At 73.8% G+C, this 15619-nt stretch carries 11 protein-coding genes; 5 read left to right on the top strand and 6 right to left on the bottom strand.

Annotated elements, in window-relative coordinates:
• Positions 1–45: 45 nt before the first annotated feature.
• Positions 46–930 carry an AraC family transcriptional regulator gene (locus RYN42_RS02035; protein WP_315093282.1) on the bottom strand — a complete coding sequence of 295 codons (885 nt, stop codon included), beginning with the start codon at positions 928–930 and terminating at the stop codon, positions 46–48.
• A 69-nt stretch (positions 931–999) separates the two neighbouring features.
• Between RYN42_RS02035 and RYN42_RS02040 the strand changes: the two genes are divergently transcribed.
• Positions 1000–4356, top strand: coding sequence for a DUF5107 domain-containing protein (locus RYN42_RS02040; protein WP_315093284.1), 3357 nt, complete (start codon positions 1000–1002; stop codon positions 4354–4356).
• Between the two features lie 31 nt (positions 4357–4387).
• Here the strand turns inward: RYN42_RS02040 and RYN42_RS02045 are convergent, their stop codons facing one another.
• Positions 4388–5179 (bottom strand): SDR family oxidoreductase, encoded by a 792-nt coding sequence (locus tag RYN42_RS02045; RefSeq protein WP_315093286.1) that lies wholly within the window; start codon positions 5177–5179, stop codon positions 4388–4390.
• A 95-nt stretch (positions 5180–5274) separates the two neighbouring features.
• Here RYN42_RS02045 and RYN42_RS02050 point away from each other — a divergent pair, with 95 nt between their 5' ends.
• Positions 5275–5799, top strand: a complete 525-nt coding sequence (locus RYN42_RS02050; protein ID WP_315093288.1) for a MarR family transcriptional regulator — start codon at positions 5275–5277, stop codon at positions 5797–5799.
• On the opposite strand, the gene RYN42_RS02055 is transcribed toward RYN42_RS02050, so the two are convergent.
• Entirely contained in the window at positions 5717–6385 is a 669-nt protein-coding gene (locus tag RYN42_RS02055; RefSeq protein ID WP_315093289.1) for a hypothetical protein, read from the bottom strand. The two genes, RYN42_RS02050 and RYN42_RS02055, sit on opposite strands and share 83 nt — an antisense overlap.
• A gap of 187 nt (positions 6386–6572) precedes the next feature.
• Between RYN42_RS02055 and RYN42_RS02060 the strand changes: the two genes are divergently transcribed.
• Positions 6573–10016, top strand: coding sequence for a hypothetical protein (locus RYN42_RS02060; protein WP_315093291.1), 3444 nt, complete (start codon positions 6573–6575; stop codon positions 10014–10016).
• Between the two features lie 6 nt (positions 10017–10022).
• Here RYN42_RS02060 and RYN42_RS02065 read toward each other — a convergent pair whose 3' ends face one another.
• From RYN42_RS02065 to RYN42_RS02075, 3 genes are read right to left on the bottom strand one after another with little or no spacing between them, the layout of a single operon-like run.
• Positions 10023–10961 (bottom strand): hypothetical protein, encoded by a 939-nt coding sequence (locus RYN42_RS02065; RefSeq protein WP_315093293.1) that lies wholly within the window; start codon positions 10959–10961, stop codon positions 10023–10025.
• A 30-nt stretch (positions 10962–10991) separates the two neighbouring features.
• Positions 10992–11600 carry a response regulator transcription factor gene (locus tag RYN42_RS02070; RefSeq protein WP_315093295.1) on the bottom strand — a complete coding sequence of 203 codons (609 nt, stop codon included), beginning with the start codon at positions 11598–11600 and terminating at the stop codon, positions 10992–10994.
• Entirely contained in the window at positions 11597–12814 is a 1218-nt protein-coding gene (locus tag RYN42_RS02075; RefSeq protein WP_315093296.1) for a histidine kinase, read from the bottom strand. The genes RYN42_RS02070 and RYN42_RS02075 overlap by 4 nt, the downstream gene beginning before the upstream one ends.
• A 208-nt stretch (positions 12815–13022) precedes the next feature.
• Between RYN42_RS02075 and RYN42_RS02080 the strand changes: the two genes are divergently transcribed.
• Entirely contained in the window at positions 13023–13208 is a 186-nt protein-coding gene (locus tag RYN42_RS02080; protein ID WP_315093297.1) for a plantaricin C family lantibiotic, read from the top strand.
• 95 nt (positions 13209–13303) lie between these two features.
• Positions 13304–15619, top strand: a 2316-nt coding sequence (locus RYN42_RS02085) for a type 2 lanthipeptide synthetase LanM family protein (protein ID WP_315093299.1), incomplete at its 3' end; no start/stop codon positions are given.

Below are 15619 nucleotides of genomic sequence, written 5' to 3' on the forward strand. Positions count from 1 at the left end.
GCCGACCCGAGGGCCCCGGACCAGCGGCGACGCTGGTCCGGGGCGTCAGCCGGTGTCGCGCGAGCGGTACTCGGTCGGGCTCATGCCGTGGATCCGCCGGAACTGGCGGGAGAAGTACAGGGCGTCGGTGAACCCCACCTGGGCCGCGACCGACGCGACGGACCGGTCGGTGGTGTCGAGGAGCTCGCGCGCGGTGCCCATGCGCAGGCGGGTCTGGTACTCCAGCGCGCCGTAGCCCGTGGCGCGCCGGAACAGCGCCGAGTAGTGGGACACGCTGAGCCCGGCCATCCTCGCGAGGTCGGGCAGGGAGATCCGGGTCGAGACGTTCGCGCGCAGGTGCTCGATCGTGGCGTCGACCGGGTCCGCCTGCTGCCTGGTGATCGTCCGCCGGTCTGCCGCGAGCAGCGCCATCGCGTGCCACGCGGCACCCGACGAGGCCAGCAGCGCGGACATGGTCTCGTCGCGCTCCATGCGCCGGATGACCGTGTCGATGAGGGCGATGACGCGCGACGGGTCGCCCATGCCCACGACCGGCTGGTCCGGGGTGGCGCCGCTCGCCGCCAGGAGGGCGGGCACCTGCTGGCCGACGAGGTGCAGCCACCAGATCGTCCAGGGCTCCTTGGCGTCGGCCTCGTAGCGGTGCGGCAGGCCGGCGGGGATCACGAGCGCCTGCCCGGCCTGCACGGCGTGCACGCCCGACGGGACGGTGCAGGTACCCCGACCGGCGGCGCAGACGATCACCACATGCTGCTCGGCACCGTGCGTGCGTGTCCGGCCGTGCGTCGACGCACGGGGGAAGCAGCCGACGTCCGTGACGAGCAGCTGCGACAACGGGGGCGACGACGACGCCAGGGCGACAAGCGGCCGGGGCAGCACGCGCATCCGCTGACCGGCGAATCCTTCGCGTCGGCGGATCAGTGGTTCCGTCATCGATTCGTCCATGTGTCGCGGGGGAACTCCCATTCTGCACCAGCCGGGTCGGGCCGTAGCGTCCTGGTCATGCTCGACGACGAGTCCCGGCTTGACCTCCCGCCCGTCCCCGCGCACCTCGCGCACGAGGGGGTCGCGGCATGGCGCCAGCCGGTCACGATCGACACGTACCTGCCGGACCCGCCGGACCGCTACCCGGCGTTCCTCGAGAACCGCGTCTACCAGGGGTCGTCCGGGCAGGTGTACCCCCTGCCGTTCCACGAGCGCATCAGCGCGACGAAGGCCCCGCAGGTGTGGGACGCGATCCACCTGGAGAACCCGTGGGTCCGGCTGATGATCCTGCCGGAGCTCGGCGGGCGCATCCACGTCGGGATGGACACGACGAACGGGTACGACTTCTTCTACCGGAACAACGTCATCAAGCCGGCGCTCGTCGGGCTCGCGGGACCGTGGATCTCCGGCGGCGTCGAGCTCAACTGGCCGCAGCACCACCGTCCGGCGACGTTCCTGGCGGTCGAGGCGACGATCGAGCACGAGGCCGACGGTGCCGTCACCGTGTGGTGCTCCGACCACGACCCGTTCTCGCGGATGAAGGGCATGCACGGTGTGCGCCTCCGACCCGACTCCTCGGTGATCGAGCTGCGCGTCCGGCTGTTCAACCGCACCGACGACGTGCAGACCTTCCTGTGGTGGGCGAACGTCGCAGCGGCCGTCAACGACGACTACCAGTCGTTCTTCCCGACCGACGTGCATGCGGTGGCCGACCACGCCAGGCGCGCGGTGACGGCGTTCCCCGCGGCCGACCGGCCCTACTACGGGATCGACTACCCGGGTGGCAGGGACGCCGCACACCCCGACGGCGACCGGATCGACTGGTACCGCAACATCCCCGTGCCCACCTCGTACATGGCGCTGGGCACCCAGGACGACTTCTTCGGCGGGTACGACCACGGACGCCGCGCGGGCTTCGTGCACTGGGCCGACCACCAGGTGGCGCCCGGCAAGAAGCAGTGGACCTGGGGCACCGGCGCGTTCGGCAGGGCATGGGACGCGAACCTCACGGACACCGACGGGCCCTACGTCGAGCTCATGGCCGGCGTCTTCACCGACAACCAGCCCGACTTCGCGTTCCTGGCTCCGGGCGAGACGAAGACGTTCAGCCAGTACTGGTACCCGCTGCAGGAGACCGGTCCGGTCCACCAGGCCACCCTCGAGGCGGCCGTGCGGCTCGACGCGACCCCCGACGGGAGCTCCACCCGGCTCCGGGTCGCCGCCGCGGTCACTCGGGTGCGGACGGCGACCACGGTGCGGGTCGTCGGACCTGACGGCGCGACGCTGTGGCGGGTCACGACGGATGCCGCCCCGGACCGTCCGATCGTTCATGCCGTGCGCCTCGACGGTGCCTGGCGACCGGAGGACCTGACCCTCGTCGTGGAGCACGACGGCGAGGAGCTCCTGGCCTGGCGGCCCCGCGCGACGCCCACGTCCCCGGACCTGCCCGAGCCCGCACAGGAGCCCGCCGCGCCGCAGGACGTGCCGTCCGTCGACGAGCTCTACCTCACGGGTGTCCACCTGGAGCAGTACCGCCACGCGACGCGGTCCCCGGAGCCGTACTGGCTCGAGGCGCTGCGCCGCGACGGGGGCGACCACCGCTCGCACCTCGCCCTCGCCGCCCGGCGGTTCCGGGCCGGGCGGTACGCCGAGGCTGAGCACCACCTGCGCGCCGCGCTCGCGCGCCAGACCCGACTGAACACGAACCCCGCCGACGGGGAGGCGGCCTTCCGTCTCGGGCAGATCCTCGCCCGGACCGGCCGGCCCGACGAGGCCGACGAGATGTGGGGCAAGGCTCGCTGGAGCCAGGCGTGGCGCGGGCCCGCGCTCCTGGCGATGGCACGGCTCGACGCCTCCCGCGGGCGCGACCGGCCGGCGCTGGACCATGTGCGTGCGGCGGTGGGCGCCGACCCCGAGCAGCTGCAGGCACGTGCGGTGCTCGCGGTGCTGCTGCGCCGGGTCGGCCGAGGAACAGAGGCGGACGCGGTGCTGGCGCGCTCGTTGGAGGTCGATCCCCTGGACGTCTGGACCCGCGATCTGGCGGGTCGGCCCGTGGCGGCCGACGCCCCGACGCTGCTCGACGTGGCGCTGGAGTACGACTCGCTCGGATCGTGGCGCGACGCCGTCCGTGTGCTCGAGGTCGCGGCCGGGACCGAGCCCGCCCTCGGCCAGGTCGAGGTCCGGCCGCTGGTGCACCTGCACGCCGCTCGGATCCTCGACACGGCGGGGGAGAGCTCCGCCGCGGCGCGCCAGCGTGTGCGGGCGGGCACCTCGCCTGGCGTCCACTGCCTCGCGTCCCGTCTCGCCGACGCCGACATGCTCCAGGCCCACGTCCGAACCCATCCGCACGACGCCCGCGCCTGGGCCGTCCTCGGGCACTGGCTCTACTTCCAGCGCCGCCACCACGACGCGATCGGCGCCTGGCGCACCTCGACCGAGCTCGACCCGCACGACCCGGTGGTGTGGCGCAACCTCGCGGTCGCTGCCTTCAACGTCTTGGAGGACCCGGACGTCGCCCGGCAGCACTACGGACGAGCGCTCGCGATCGCCCCCGGCGACCCGCGTCTGGTCTACGAGCGCGACCAGCTGGCGAAGCGGTCCGGCAGCACGCCCGCGGAGCGCCTGGCGGTACTCGAGGCTGAGCCCGCGGCGGTGGCCGCCCGCGACGACCTCAGCGTCGAGCTCGCCCAGCTGTGCACCGCGACCGGCAGGCCCGAGGCGGCGCTCGAGGTGCTGCGTTCCCGGCGGTTCCAGCCGTGGGAGGGCGGCGAAGGGCAGGTGCTCTCGGCGTGGGACGAGGCGCTGCTGGCCCTCGCGCGCCGGTCGCTCGACGGCGGCGACGGCGCGGCCGCGCTCGAGCAGGTGCGCGCGGCGTTCGAGCTCCCGACGAGCCTCGGTGAGGCCCGGCACCCGTTGTCGAACACTGCCCAGCTGCACCTGGTGCTCGGCGACGCGCTCGCGGCGACGGGCGACGACGTCGGCGCGCGCGAGGCGTGGTCGCGCGCGGCCGGCTCGACCGGCGACTTCCAGAGCATGGCGCCGGTCCAGCTCTCCGAGCTGACGTACTACGCGGTGCTCGCGAGGCGCCGTCTCGGCGACGACCTCCGTGCCGACTCGCTCACGGACGACCTCGCGCAGCACGCCGTCACGCTGCGGTCGACACCCGCCACGGTCGACTACTTCTCCACCTCGCTGCCGACCCTCCTGCTGTTCCAGGACGACCTGCAGGCGGCAGCCACGACGACGGCGATGCTCCTCGACGCCCAGGTCGCCGCCCTGCGCGGAGAGCACGTGACTGCCGCAGCGCGCGTCGACGAGGTTCTGGCCCGCGAGCCCAGCCGGCTCCGCGCCCTCGACCTGCGCCGCGAGCTGTAGCGGCTGTGGACGTCACGCGCTGGTCCGGCGCTCACGTCAGGGTCGTCAGCACCCCGCCGTCGGCGCGCAGGGCGGCGCCGTTCGTCGCGGACGACAGCGGGCTGGCCAGGTAGACCGCGAGGTTGGCGATCTCACGGGGCTCGATGAACCGCTGCAGGAGCGACGTCGGGTTCCCGGCGGCGATGGCGGCCTTCAGGTCCGCCGGCTCCATGTCCTGGGCGTCGGCGAACCGCGTGACGGTCGCGGCGACCCCGTCGGAAAAGGTCGGTCCGCCGAGGATCGTGTTCACGGTCACCTCCGTGCCGCGCGTGAGCTTCGCCAGCCCGTTGGCGAGCGCGATCATCCCGGCCTTGGTGACGCCGTAGTGCACCATGTCGGCCGGGACGTTCACGCCCGACTCGCTGCTGACGAAGAGGATGCGGCCCCAGCCCCGGGTCAGCATGCCGGGGAGCAGCTGTCGTGATAGCCGGACGCCACTCATGAGGTTGACGTCGACGTAGTGCTGCCACTCCTCATCGGTGATGGCGCCGAACGCGGAGAGCCCGAACACGCCGACGTTGTTCACCAGGACGTCGACCTCCCCCAGGTCGTCCAGGAGCCGACTGACCTGCGACGGGTCCGCGAAGTCCGCGACCAGCGCGGAGACCACCGCTCCCGGGACGTCTGCCTCGAGCCGCTGCACCGCCTCCTGTGCCCTGCCGGCGCTCCTCCCGTTGATGACGACGGAGGCTCCCTCGTGGAGCAGGCCCCGCGCGATCGCGTACCCGATCCCTTGCGTCGAGCCGCTCACGAACGCCCGCCTGCCGGTCAGCTGCAGATCCATCTGTTCCCACGTCCTCCGCGATTTCACTTTCCTGGTCAAGTGAAACGTAGCCCGGGTGGCTTTCCTGATCAAGTCATCCCCCGTACGCTGCTGCCATGCCAGACTCCAGCACCGCGCCGACGCTCAGCGGCGAGGACCTCCAGACCTGGTCCTCCCTGGCCACCGTCCTGGAGTGGTTGCCGGCCGCGCTCGACGCCCAGCTGCAGCGCGACGCCGAGCTCTCGCACTTCGAGTACGGCATCCTGTTCGCGCTCGCCGACGCCCCCGACCGCACCCTCCGGATGAGCGTCCTGGCCGGGTACGCCAACAGCTCGCTGTCCCGGCTCTCCCGTGCGGTGGCGCGGCTCGAGACGAAGGAGTGGGTGCGTCGCGCGCCCGACGCCAGCGACGGGCGCTACACCCTGGCGACGCTCACCGATCGCGGCGTCGAGAAGCTCGACCAGGCGACGCCGGGCCACGTGCGCACGGTCCGGCAGCTCGTCCTCGACCCGCTGACGCAGGCTCAGGCAGGGCAGGTGCGGGAGATCAGCCGACGGATCATGCGAGCGATCCGGGACGACGAGGGGTGGGTCCCGTCGTCACGGTCGCCGACGCGCGCTGGCGGTACCACTTCCGCGTGAAGTGCAGGGCGAGCGCCCCCAGCCCGGCCATCACCGGAGCCAGGAGCAGCAGCACGGCGCCGGTGCCCCAGCGGAAGCGGTCCGTCATGATGCCGTCCGCCGACGCGATCGCGAAGGACTCGGCGCCTCTCCCGGAGCAGGTCAGAAGGCTCGGTTCCATCCACTCGGTGTCCTGCGTCGCGGCGAGTGGCACGAAGCTGCGCGTCGTCGGCCCCGAGGTGGTCACGGTGGCGGCGACGCCGTCCGGCCGGGCGATCTCCAGGCGGCCGACGTTCTGCTCGCCCGTGCTGTACACCTGGCTCTTCCACGTGCACTCGACGGTGCGCAGGTCCACCGAGGTGGGGTGGGCCAGCACCAGGAAGTTGCCGGGGCCCGCGCCATCGCGGATGGCCACCTCCCGGCCGGGGGCGAACTCCAGACCGGGGTCGACGACCGCCTTGTCGGCGAACATGCCGGTACCCGTGACGAGCATGAGGCCGAAGGCGCCGAAGAGCAGGAACCCGCCGAAGCCGACGACGACCCACATCGCGACGACGATGCGGAACCTGTCGGCGTTCCTGGTGAGGTAGCCGGCGGTCATGCTCATGGTTTCCCTCCCGGGAGTGACGGTGCGGGCGCCACCGTAGCGCCCGCACCGGCCGAGTCGAGCCCCTGCCCACGCCCCGCGTCATTGCCTTCAACGTTGACACGTGTCACCCTATGGGAGCGCACCCACGGCCGCACCGACGCGGCCCGCCACGGGCCCACGCGCGGACGAACGAAGGACACCGGCAATGGCGTCGCAGACCCTCGCACCCACGGACCACCAGGCCCTGGTGCCCGACGCCCCCGAGGCCGGTCTCGTCGACCTCGACGGCCGACGCTTCTACCGCATCCCGTCCTACGACGACCTGCCGCCGTTCTTCATGACGCTGGTCGGCGCGAGCGACCTGTGGCTGTTCATCTCCAGCACGGGCGGCGTCACCGCGGGCCGCGAGGAGGCCGACCGCGCCCTGTTCCCCTATGCCACCGAGGACAAGGTCGCCGCGGGTGCCGGGCGCACGGGCGGGCTCACGCTGCTGCGCGTCGCCACGGCCGACGGCACCGTGTTCTGGCAGCCCTTCGCACCGCGCCGGCCGGGCGACCCGGACGTCGAGCGCCACCTCTACAAGGACCCGCTCGGCACCACCCTGGTGTTCGAGGAGCTGCGGCCCGACCTCGGGCTGCGCGTGCGCGTGACGTGGCGGACCGCCGCCCGGTACGGGGTCGTGCGCGAGGTGGAGCTCACGTCGACGACCGACCGGCACGTGCGCGCCGAGGTCCTGGACGGCTTCGTCGACCTGCTGCCGGCGGGCGTCACCGTGCAGACCCAGGGCGAGCTGAGCAGCCTGCTCGACGCGTACAAGCGTGCGGAGGTCGACGCCGCGACCGGCCTGGGACTCGTCTACCTGAACTCGACGCTCACCGACAAGGCCGACCCCAGCGAGTCGCTCTCGACGACCGTCGCGTGGCAGGTCGGGCTCGACGGCGTCGACCACCTGCTGTCCGTGCGGCAGGTCGGCGCGTTCGCCACCGGCCGCGCGGTCGCCGCTGAGCACGAGGTGCGGGGGGAGAAGGGCGCGTACCTGGTCCGCACCCACCTCACGCTCGCCCCCGGCGAGCAGCGCCGCTGGAGCGTCGTCGCCGACGTCGACCAGAGCGCCGCCGACGTCGTGCGCCTGCAGACCGCCCTCGCCGACCCCGCGACCGCGGCCGACGCCCTCGCCGTGGACGTGGAGGCCACCCGCGCGCACCTCGACCTGCTGGTGGGCACCGCCGACGCCGCGCAGGTCACGGGCGACGAGCTGGCCACAGCCCACCACCGCGCGAACGTGCTGTTCAACGTCATGCGCGGCGGGGTGCTGGTCGACGGGTACGCCGTCCGCACGGCCGACCTGCGGGCGTTCGTCGCCGAGCGCAGCCCCCGGACCGCGCAGCGCAGCGCCGCCTGGTTCGACGGGCTGGCCGGCACCGAGCAGCTCGACGACCTGGTGGCGCGGGCCGACGCGTCCGGCGACCCGGACCTGCTGCGGCTCGTCCGCGAGTACCTGCCGCTGACGTTCAGCCGCCGGCACGGCGACCCGAGCCGCCCCTGGAACAAGTTCAAGATCGCCCTGACCGACGCGGCCGGCGAGACGCGCGTCGACTTCCAGGGCAACTGGCGGGACATCTTCCAGAACTGGGAGGCGCTGGCCTGGTCGTTCCCGGAGTACGTCGAGTCGATGGTCGCGGTGTTCCTCGACGCGACGACGGCCGACGGGTACAACCCGTACCGCATCTCGCGCTCCGGCATCGACTGGGAGGTGCCCGAGCCGTCGAACCCGTGGGCGAACATCGGCTACTGGAGCGACCACCAGGTGATCTACCTGGTCAAGCTGCTGGAGGCGTCGCGCCGGTTCCACCCGGGTCGGCTCGAGGCGCTCGTCGACCGGGCCGTCTTCACGCACGCCGACGTGCCGTACCGCATCGCCACCTACGACGAGACGGTCGTCGAGCCGATCGCGACGATCGCGTTCGACACCGAGACCGAGGAGCGGGTGGTCCGGCGCGTCGAGACCGAGGGCGCGGACGGCCGGCTCGTGCACGGCCCCGACGGCGAGCTGGTGCGGGTGTCGCTGGGCGAGAAGGTCCTGCTCACCATCCTGGCCAAGGTGGTCAACCTGGTGCCCGACGGCGGCATCTGGATGAACACCCAGCGGCCCGAGTGGAACGACGCCAACAACGCGCTGGTCGGCAAGGGCCTGTCCGTCGTCACGCTCGCGTACCTGCGCCGCGCCCTGACCCTGGCGCGGGACCTGCTGGCCGACGACCTCACCGTGACCAGCGAGCTCGCCGGCCTGCTGTCGGGCGTGCACGCGGCGCTGGACCAGCACCGCGAGCAGGCGGTCGCCGGGTTCGACGACCGCGGCCGGCGGGCGGTCATGGACGCGCTCGGTGCGGCGGGCACCGCGTACCGCACCCGCGTGTACGCCGGGTTCGGCGGCGAGCGCACCGCGGTGCCGGCGGCGGCGGTGCAGGGGTTCCTCGCGGACGCGCAGGTCTACGTCGACGCGGCCCTGCGGGCCAACCGTCGCGAGGACGGCCTGTTCCACGCGTACAACCTGCTGGACCTGCGGGACGGGGCGGCCATCGGTCGACTGCAGGAGATGCTGGAGGGTCAGGTCGCGGTGCTGTCGTCCGGTCTGCTCACCCCCGCGGAGGCCCTGGACCTGCTGGGGGCCCTGCGGAGCAGCGCGCTCTACCGGGCGGACCAGCACTCCTACCAGCTCTACCCCGACCGCGAGCTGCCGACGTTCCTGGCGCGCAACCTGATCACCGCGGAGCAGACCGCGTCGGCGCCGCTGCTCACGGCGCTCGTCGCGGCCGGTGACACGTCGATCGTGCTGCGCGACGTGCGCGGCGACCACCGGTTCGCGCCCGGCCTGCACAACGCCCGCGATCTCGACGCCGCGCTCGACGCGCTGTCGAGCCGCGTCCCGGGCGTCTCCGACGGTCGCGCCGCCGTGCTCGACGTGTTCGAGCAGGTGTTCCGGCACGCCGAGTTCACCGGCCGGTCGGGGTCGTTCTTCGCGTACGAGGGGCTCGGCAGCATCTACTGGCACATGGTGTCCAAGCTGCTGCTCGCCGTGCAGGAGAACCACGAGCGTGCGGTCGTCGCGGGGGCCGACGCGGCCGTGGTGGCGGGGCTCGCGGCCGCCTACGAGGACGTCCGGCTCGGTCTCGGCTACTGCAAGACGCCGGACGTGTACGGCGCGTTCCCGGTGGACCCGTACTCGCACACGCCGGCCGGCAAGGGCGCCCGGCAGCCCGGCATGACGGGCCAGGTCAAGGAGGAGATCCTCACCCGGCTCGGCGAGCTGGGGCTGCGGGTCGAGGGCGGTCGCGTCGTCGTGCGGCCCGTGCTGCTGCGCGCCGACGAGTGGACCACGGCACCGACCACGTTCACCTACCACGACCGCGCCCAGCAGGAGCGGGTGCTCGCGCTGCGAGCGGGCTCGCTGGCGTTCACCTTCTGCCAGGTGCCGGTGGTCTACCGGCGCGTCGAGGCGGCAGGGGCGGTTCTCACCGTCGTCGCGCACCTCGCCGACGGCACCCGGGTCGAGGGCGTCGACGGCGCGCTCGACACGGGGGTCAGCGAGCGGGTGTTCCGGCGCACGGGCGACGTCGTCCGCGTGGAGGTCGAGGTCCCGACGCGCTGACCGTGCTCAGGCGCCGGTCGCCGCCACGCCCAGCAGCCGGTGGGCCGGCGAGCCGGTCGGTACGACGAGCTCCACGCGCGACGCTCCCGCCGTGACGGTGACCGTCGTGGCGCCCGCGTACCGCGGGTGCGGGCCCACCTGGAGCCCGTCGGGTGCAGCCAGCGGCAGCACCAGGCGGGACGCTGAGTGCACGGGGCTGCTGCCGCGGACGAGCCACTCGTGCCGGCCGAACACCTCGAGCACGAGCTCGTCCGCAGCCAGGACCGCGCCGTGCAGGGTCATCGGCGAGATCGCGTGCGTGAGGCTCCGGACCGCTCCCGCCGCGCCGGACCCGAGCGGCCGGACCGCGCTGCGCCCGTGCCAGACCCAGGGACGCAGGCCGGGACGCTGGCGGACCGCCTCGAGGTACTGGGTGGTCACACCGACGTCGTCGGGACCGGCGTCCACCGGCGGGGTCTGGGCGTGGGTGCGGGCCGCGGCGAGCAGGGCGCGACCGACCGCGCTCGGGAGCTCCGCCGCCGCGGTGCGCAGCTCGTCGACGAGGCGGGACACGTTCGCCCGCGCCGAGCCGTTGTAGGCCACGGACAGGGTCGCTCCGTCCGCGGTGTGCACGGTGAGCCGGCCGTCGAGGAGGCTGACCACATCCCGGACCGCCACCACCTCACGGAGCGCCACGCTGCGCACCGAGTACGGGCCGCTCGCCTGCCGGCTGAGCACGGTGAGCCGGTCGGCGTCGGCGACGAGCAGGTGGTCGTACAGGTCCATGTCCGGCGTGGCGTCACGCCGCGCGATGTTGCGCGGCACCTTGAGCACCAGCCGCGCGCCCGCGAGGTCGAGCGGGTGGTCGCGGTAGAGACGCGGGACGTCCTCGGCGGTGGTGACCTCGTCGATCCACGGGCCGAAGCGGTCGTACTCGTGGGTGGTGCTGCGCGTGTCCTCGCTCACGAGGCGAACGGTACGCCGACCCGGTGTCGCTCAGATCCAGCCGTTCTGCCGCGCGATGCGGATGGCGTCCGTTCGGCCGCGCGCGCCGAGGCGGTCGACCGCCCGCCGCAGGCAGTTGCGCACCGTCCCGGGGGCCAGGTAGAGGGTGCGCGCGCACTCGCCGACCGTCGCGCCCTCGGCCAGCATGCCGAGCAGCTCGGCCTCCCGGGCGCGCAGCGGGTTGGCGCCCAGGCGCATCGCGGCCACGGCGAGCCCGGTGTCGAACGTCTGCCCGCCGTGGGCGACCGAGCGGATCCCGTCGACGAGCGTGCGCACGTCCGCGGTCTTGCGGACGAACCCGCAGACGCCGGCCTCCATGGCTGCGCGGAACGTGCCGGGACAGCTGGACTCCGTGAGGATCATGACCTTGACCTGCGGCATCGCGCAGGCCAGGTCGTTCGCCGCCGACAGCCCGTCCTGTCCGGGCATCGTCACGTCAAGGAGCGCGACGTCGGGCTCGTTCCGCCGCGCGGCCGGCAGGACGAGGTCGCCCCGCTCGACCTCCGCGACCACCTCGAAGTCGGGTTCGCGCTCCAGGAGCGAGACCAGCGCGCCACGGACGACGGCCATGTCCTCCGCCACGAGCAGCCGCACCGTCACAGCGCCACCTGCCCGTCGGCCACGCGTCCGGGGGAGCCGACCTCCGGCACCACGGGCAGCCACGCCTCGAGCTCCCAGATGTCGCCCGTCGCCGAGGTCACCAGGTCGCCGCCCTGCAGCGCCAGCCGCTCCGTGATCCCCGGCAGACCGAACCCGGGGGAGCCCGACGTACGCAGCACCCCGGCCCGGGCGGCCGCGCCGACCCCGTCGTTGACCACCCGCAGGCGGACCCCGGAGGCAGTCGCTCGGGTCTCGACCAGGCAGGTCGTGGCGCTGCTGTGCCGGAGCACGTTGGTCAGCGCCTCGCCGGCCACCCACGCCAGGGCGTCGACGACGTCCGGCGGCAGAGGCGTCGGGTCGAGGCGGACCTCGCACGTCGCGCCGGCCGCCCGGAGCGCCGCCACGCCGCGCTCGACCTCGCGCACGAGGCACGGCGAGCGCCACGCGTGGATGATGCTGCGCAGGTCGGCGCCGGTCCGTGACCCGAGGTCGCTGATCTCGTCCAGCTCCCGACGCAGGTGCGTGTCCTCCGCCAGCTCGTGGTGGCGGCGTGCCAGTCCCGCCTTGAGCGAGATGGCCGTCAGGCCGGTGCCCAGGACGTCGTGCACGTCGCGCGCGATGCGCAGCCGCTCCGACCGGACGGCCGCCAGGACCTCCCGGTCGTGCAGGTGCTCCCGCCGGCGCCACACGCCGACCAGCCAGGCCAGGACCGAGAGCAGCACGGCCGTGCCGACGAGCCGCGCGGGGTCGTCGACGGGGTCCGTCCCCTGCGCACGTCCCACGAGCACGGCGACGGTCGTGTGGACGAGGACGAGCGACGCCGCCAGCGTCACGCGCCAGCGGGTGGGGGCCGTGGCCAGGGCGGCGAGCAGGACGGCGGCGGAGTCGGCCCACGGCAGCCCGAGCAGCGGGACGGGGAGGTAGCACGTGACCGCCAGGGCGGCGAGGACGGGTGCCGGCCGCCCAGGGACGCGTGCGCGCGGCGAGAACGCGGCGAGAGCCAGCGCCGCCAGGTGCACGGTGAGGGCGGCTGCGACCGCGAGGATTGGTGCTGAGGCACCCGCTAGGGCCAGCACGACGAGCGGCACGCACGACGCGAGCACCAGCGCGACGTCCAGGACGAGGAGCGCCGGTTCCCGGCGCCACGTCCGGGCACGCCAGCGGATCGGCGCGGCAGCGCGCCCTCCCATGTCCGCGAGCCCCCCTGCGTGCACCGCGCCACTGTAACTGCAGTTGCTCGGGGCGCCCAGCGGCCGTCCCCCGGCGCGCGCAGCGCACGCGACAGGTGTGCGGAACGCACGTCTCGCGTCACCGCCAGAAGAGTCCGTGATGGACCCGTGGCGCCGGCACCGCGGCCGACGCCAGGTTCGTCGCGACGCCGCGACTCCCCGTCCCGGCGCACCCAGGGTGGAGGAGGCGGACATGAACGGATCGATCGACCCGAGCGTCAGCGTGCTGGAGGAGATCGACAACCAGGGCCTGACGACGGTCGGCGGCGGGTGGGGCGACCTGCTCACGTCGCTCGCGTGCTTCGGCGGCAGCTGGGTCCTGGGCAACAAGGGGCACCTGTGCACCTGGACGGTCGAGTGCCAGAAGAACTGCGGCTGACCACGTGCTGACGGCGGGTGCGGGCCGCCGCCGCTGGACGGCCCGCACCCGTCCCCCCTTCCCGTACGGCCCTCCCAGGACGGAGCTCCCGACGCATGTACACCACGGTTGACGACGTCGCCCGGCTGTTCCCCGAGCTCGCGACGCGGGAGGAGCTGGACGACCTCTTCCGGGCGCTGTCCGACGGTGACGTCGAGGACGTGCTCTCCCGGCCCGCCGCTGCCACCCAACCGCTGGACGCGTCCCCGAGCACCCCCGGGGTGGCCGAGGACGCGGAGCTGCCGTTCGGCGAGTGGCTCTTCTCGGTCGTCGCCGCGCCGGTCGCCGACTTCGACCGGGCCCTGGCGCGGGCCTCGATCGTCGCGGACCCCTCCCTGGTGCGGCGCGAGGTCGTCGCGGCGCTGCACTCGCTGCTCTTCAACGAGGCGGTCCGCACGCTCGTCGCGGAGCTGCACGCCACGCGGGACCGGGGGGAGCTGCGCGGGGGCACGTCCGAGGAGCGGTACGACGACTTCCTGGCGCGGCTGCGGGACCCGCAGGTGCGCTCCGACCTCGCCGCCCGGCACGGTCGCCTGCTCGGCCGGCTGCAGACCAAGGCGTCCCAGCTGCTCGGGTACGTGATCGAGGTGCTGGACGCCACCACCCGGGAGTCCGCGGCCCTGAGCGCGCTGTTCCCCGAGATCGGCCCCTCGCCGTCGGTGCACCGGCTCGTCGTCGGGCGGGGCGACTCGCACCGCGGCGGTCGCACGGTCGCCATGGTCGAGCTGGTCGGGGGGCACACGCTCGTCTACAAGCCACGCGACCTGCGCATCGACCTGGCGTTCCAGCGGCTGCTGGCAGCGGTGGACGGCGAGCTCGGTCTCGGGCTGCGGACGCTGCGGGTGCACGCGACCCCGTCCGGCGGCTGGTCGGAGTTCGTGCGGCGGGGCGAGCTCGCACCCGCCGACGCCGACGCCTACTACCGGGACATCGGCCGGCTCACGGCGGTGCTGCACCTCATCGACGGGCGCGACGTGCACTTCGAGAACGTGGTCTGCGACGGTCGCAACCCGGTCGTCGTCGACCTGGAGACGCTGCTGCACCCGCGGCTGTCGCGCGCCGCGGAGCACGGTGACGGCAGCGCGACGCAGCGGGCCACCGACCTGCTGGCGGAGTCGGTGTGCGCCATCGGCATCCTGCCGTCGGTCGTGGCCCACGAGGAGCTCACCGGCGAGCCCGCGCTGAACGTCGGCGCGGTCGGGTACGTGCCCGGCGCCGTCGCCCCGTTCCGCTCGTTCGTGCTGCGCAACCGCGGTCGCGACGACCTGCGCATCGAGTTCAGCTTCCAGAGCGTCGACGAGGAGGCCGGGGTGCCGGCGCTGCCGCGGGCACCCGGGGTGGCCGAGTCGGCCTCCGCGCAGGTGCAGGCCGGGTTCGTCGAGGTCTACGACTGGGCGCTGCGCCGGCGCTCGACGCTGCGGGCGCTCGTCGCGGAGCTGTTCGGCGACGTCGTGGTGCGGTACATCCACAACCCGACGTTCTTCTACGCGCAGCTGCTGCGGATGGCGACGCACCCGTCGTTCCAGGGCGACGGCCCCCAGGCGCGGATCGTGCTGCACCGGGTGGGGCTCCGGCGCCCGGAGACCGACCCGCGGGTCACGCGCGCGGAGCTCACGGACCTGCTCGACGGCGACGTCCCGTACTTCGTCGCCTCGGCCTCGTCGCGCAGCCTCACCACGAGCACCGGCCTGCAGATCGAGGACTGCCTCGAGGCGTGCCCGCTGGACGGCGTGCTGGCCAAGATCGACGCCGCGAGCGCCGAGGACCGAGACCGGCAGGTCGCCCTCGTCGCCATGTCGTTCATGTCGAAGTACGACACGAGCGGGGACGCGACCGGCACGCGGCTCGCGCCTCGGGGCGCGTCCGCCCGGCCCGGCCCGGGACGTGCGGTCGCGGCGGCCACCGAGATCGGCGAGCACCTGGCCCGCACCATGATCCGCTCGACCGAGCCGCGGTTCCCCAGCACGTGGGTGGGGCCCCTGGTGACCTCGAGCGACGCGCAGTTCTGGCAGCCGGGCAACCTCGGGTACGACCTGTACGGCGGGATCACCGGGATCGCGCTGTTCCTGGGCCAGCTGGCCCAGGTGACCGGCCGCGGCGACCTGGCCGGCGCTGCCCGCAGCGTGGTCGAACCGCTCGCCGACCAGCTCGACCTCGACGTCTGGCGCGAGACCGGGTTCCCGTGCGGCGCGTTCGGCGGGCTCGCCGGCGTCGCGTACGTGGTGGCCCGGGTGGGGACCGCGCTCGACGACCCGGACCTGGTGGCCGCCGGCGTGCGCGGGATGGGCGCCGTCGGCTCCCTGGTCGACGCCGACAACCAGCTCGAGCTCGTGGCGGGGTCGACCGGCGCGATCGCGGTGGCCCTGCGGCTG

The sequence above is a fragment of the uncultured Cellulomonas sp. genome, from assembly GCF_963527515.1.
In the GTDB taxonomy this organism is placed as follows: Bacteria; Actinomycetota; Actinomycetes; order Actinomycetales; family Cellulomonadaceae; genus Cellulomonas.